Source organism: Stenotrophomonas sp. P5_A8, assembly GCF_056400545.1.
Window position 1 is genome coordinate 1 of sequence record NZ_JBFULB010000382.1, and the last position, 3,428, is coordinate 3,428.

The 3,428-nt window shown below is 64.4% G+C and carries 3 protein-coding genes; 2 read left to right on the forward strand and 1 reads right to left on the reverse strand.

Annotation, left to right across the window (positions count from 1 at the left end; genetic code table 11):
- Window positions 1–190: 190 nt before the first annotated feature.
- Window positions 191–1,282 (reverse strand): OmpA family protein, encoded by a 1,092-nt coding sequence (locus tag AC1DQP_RS18345; RefSeq protein WP_256776246.1) that lies wholly within the window; start codon window positions 1,280–1,282, stop codon window positions 191–193.
- A 368-nt stretch (window positions 1,283–1,650) separates the two neighbouring features.
- Here AC1DQP_RS18345 and AC1DQP_RS18350 point away from each other — a divergent pair, with 368 nt between their 5' ends.
- The gene (locus tag AC1DQP_RS18350) at window positions 1,651–2,676 is read left to right on the forward strand and encodes a zinc-binding alcohol dehydrogenase family protein (protein ID WP_256776245.1); all 1,026 of its coding nucleotides are present in this window, start codon (window positions 1,651–1,653) and stop codon (window positions 2,674–2,676) included.
- Between the two features lie 87 nt (window positions 2,677–2,763).
- Window positions 2,764–3,375 (forward strand): membrane protein YczE, encoded by a 612-nt coding sequence (gene yczE / locus AC1DQP_RS18355; RefSeq protein ID WP_478052186.1) that lies wholly within the window; start codon window positions 2,764–2,766, stop codon window positions 3,373–3,375.
- Window positions 3,376–3,428: the final 53 nt, after the last annotated feature.

The window sequence follows — 3,428 nt, forward strand, 5'->3', positions numbered from 1 at the left end:
ACCCTGAGCCGCATGGATGCGGCGACGGAGCTTACAGGGATGTACTTGCAGCGTGTCCCGCGAACCCACACACCCCCGCCCAGCCTGGGACCCGGCGGCAACGACAGCTTTTGGCTTTTGGAGAAGAACAGGCAAAAAAAAAGGGCCCGGCAATGCCGGGCCCTCTTCTGAGGCTGTACTACCAGAAGGATTAGTTCTGGACGTTCAGCTCGGTACGACGGTTCTTTGCACGACCTTCCGGGTTGTCCGAACCATCCGGGTTGGTGTTCGGTGCAATCGGACGGCTCTCGCCGTAGCCGATCGGACCCACCAGACGCGAAGCGGACACGCCGTTCTTGGTCAAGTAGTCATACACGGTGGTGGCGCGACGCTCCGACAGCTTCTGGTTGTAAGCGTCGGTACCCTTCGAGTCGGTGTGACCGGCAACTTCAACGCGCAGATCCGGGTAACGCTTCAGGATCTCGGTGGCTTCGCTCAGGATCGCCACGGCGTCCGGACGCAGGGTCGCCTTGTCGAAGTCGAAGTTCACACCCTTCAGGTCGATGGAGACCGGCACCGGGCAACCGTCCGGACCGATGGTCTGACCCGGCTGCGAATCCGGGCACTTGTCGTCGCAGTTGTTGACGCCGTCACCGTCGTCATCCATGTCTGCGCAGCTCGGCGCCACCGGAGCCGGGGCAACCACAGCAGCGGTCGGGGCCGGGCCCAGCGGGATCACGACGCCGACCGAAGCCAGCACGTCGCCGAACCAGCTTTCGTTCGGAGCCGAGATGCTCTGGTCGTCGAAATCAGCGCGGTAGGCCACTTCGGCGCGGACAGCAACGCGCTTTTCGAAGGTGGTCTGCAGGCCGACGCCGACCTTGGCGGCGAAGTTGCCGTCCTTACGCTCACGCGGACCATTCAGGTTCAGCGAGTTGTACTCTTCTTCCGACTTCTGGTAGCCCAGACCCATCAGCAGGTATGGGTTCCAGCCACGGCCTTCGGAGATGAAGTGGCGGCGCAGATCGACGGACACGCCGTACTGGCTCCAGTTCAGATCCTGGTTCGCGTCGAAGTTCGGGTTCTGGTAGTTCAGCTCGCCGTCCAGCGACCAGTTGGGGCTGATGAACTTACCGAGGCCCAGGGTCACGAACGGAGCGTCGTTGGTCAGACGGTCGCTATCCTGGAAGTTGAAGCCGGCCGAACCGGTCAGGTACCAGCGGTCATCAAAATCCTGCGCCGATGCAGCCTGGGCGAAAGCCAGACCGCCCAGCAGCGCGGCAGTAAGGATCTTCTTGTTCATTGAGTACAGCTCCTATTTCGGGGGTATGAAACCGGTAGAGGCATGGGCCAGCACCTGCGTCGTTTTCAGACTGCCGATTCAGCACGCCACCGCCGCGAACATTATGCTCAGGCGAGTGAAGGTGATGTTAACGGTCACGTAACATGTGAAGACGACGGCCAGACCTCTACCGGTCCAGCTGGTGGCACCCTATACAGGTTGATGAAATTCCGCAAGACCCAGCAATGACAAGGGTTTCGGCTTTTTTGCCTGCATTTCCGCTGTGCAATGCCGTATTCCAGCGTTAACGCGTCCTTACGGGTGATTCAGCGCAGTAACAGCTTTGTCAGCAGCCGTATGATGACGAACAAGCCAGCGCTGGAGCCGCCATGAACGCTGTGGGTTTGACCCGTTACCTGCCGATCGACGATCCCGACGCACTACTTGACCTGAACGTTGCGCAACCCGGCCCGCCCACAGGCGCGGATCTGCTGGTGCGCGTGCAGGCCGTTTCCGTCAATCCGGTGGACACCAAGCAACGTGCACCGCGCGCGCAGCAGGAAGATCCGCCGCGCATCCTTGGCTATGACGCGGCGGGCATCGTCGATGCGGTGGGGCCGGAGGTCACCGCGTTCGCGCCGGGCGATGAGGTCTATTACGCCGGCGATGTCACCCGACCGGGCTGCAATGCGCAATGGCAGTGCGTGGATGAGCGGCTGGTCGGGCGCAAACCGGCCACGCTTGATTTCGCCGACGCGGCGGCGCTGCCGCTGACCGTACTGACGGCGTGGGAACTGCTCTTCCAGCGCATGCCATTACAGTTCGATGACCGTCGACATGCCGGCCAGGTGATGCTGATCATCGGCGGCGCCGGTGGTGTCGGCTCGATCGCGATCCAGTTGGCCCGGCATGCCGGTTTCACCGTGGTGGCCACCGCCTCGCGCCCGGCATCGGCGGACTGGTGCCGGCAGATGGGCGCCGCGCACGTCATTGATCATCGCCAGCCGCTGCCGCCGCAACTGCAGGCGCTGGGCATGGAACAGGTGCAGGTCGCGCTCAACCTCGCCGACACCGATCATTACTGGGATGTAGTGGGTGAACTGCTGGCGCCGCAGGGACATGTGGGCCTGGTGGTGGAGCCGCGCGGCGCGCTGCGCATCGGCGATCCGTACAAGGCCAAGTGCATCGGCATCCACTGGGAATTCATGTTCGCGCGGGCCAAGTTCCGCACCGAGGACAGGATCGAACAGCACCGCATCCTCAACCGCGTTGCCAGCCTGGTCGATGCCGGCGAACTGCGCAGCACGCGCAGCGCGCATCTGGGTGCGATCAACGCGGCCAACCTGCGCCAGGCACATCGCCAATTGGAGAGCGGCAGCGTGATCGGCAAGCTGGTACTCGCCGGTTGGGAATGACGGTGTCGGCGCATATTGGCGCCCAACTGTATCTGTCTGCCCGCAACGGGGCGGCCTACAGTCAAGGCCCCCTTCGGTGAAACGGCCATGCCCACGTCCCTGCCCCTGCGTCTGCTGCAACTGCTGATCGGCCTGTTCCTGTACGGGATGGGCGCGGCGGTGATGATTCGTGCGGCGATCGGGGTGGCGCCGTGGGATGTGCTGTCACAGGGCATCGCGCTGCAGACCCCGCTGTCCTTCGGCGTGGCCACCAACGTGATCGGTGCGCTGGTGCTGCTGCTGTGGTGGCCGATCCGGCAGAAGCCTGGCCTGGGCACGGTGCTCAACGTGATGCTGATCGGGCCAAGCGCGCAGTTCGGGTTGTGGTTGCTGCCGGAGGTGCAGGGCCTTGCCTGGCAGGTGCCGATGTTCGGGTGCGGCCTGCTGCTCGTCGCGCTGGCGACCGGCCTGTACATCGGCGCGCGCTTCGGCCCCGGCCCGCGCGACGGGCTGATGACCGGCCTGCACGCCCGCACCGGCTGGCCGATCTGGATCGTGCGCAGCCTGATCGAAGGCACCGTGCTGGTCATCGGCTGGCAGTTGGGCGGCAACGTCGGCGTCGGCACCCTCGCCTTCGCATTGCTGATCGGCCCACTGTGCGGCGTGACGCTGCCGCTGTTCGGGATCCACAAGCCTGCCCCGGCGGCAGCCACCCCGTAACCGCATCTGGCCCGGTGGTGCCGGCCGTTGGCCGGGTCCTCGACCTCCAACGG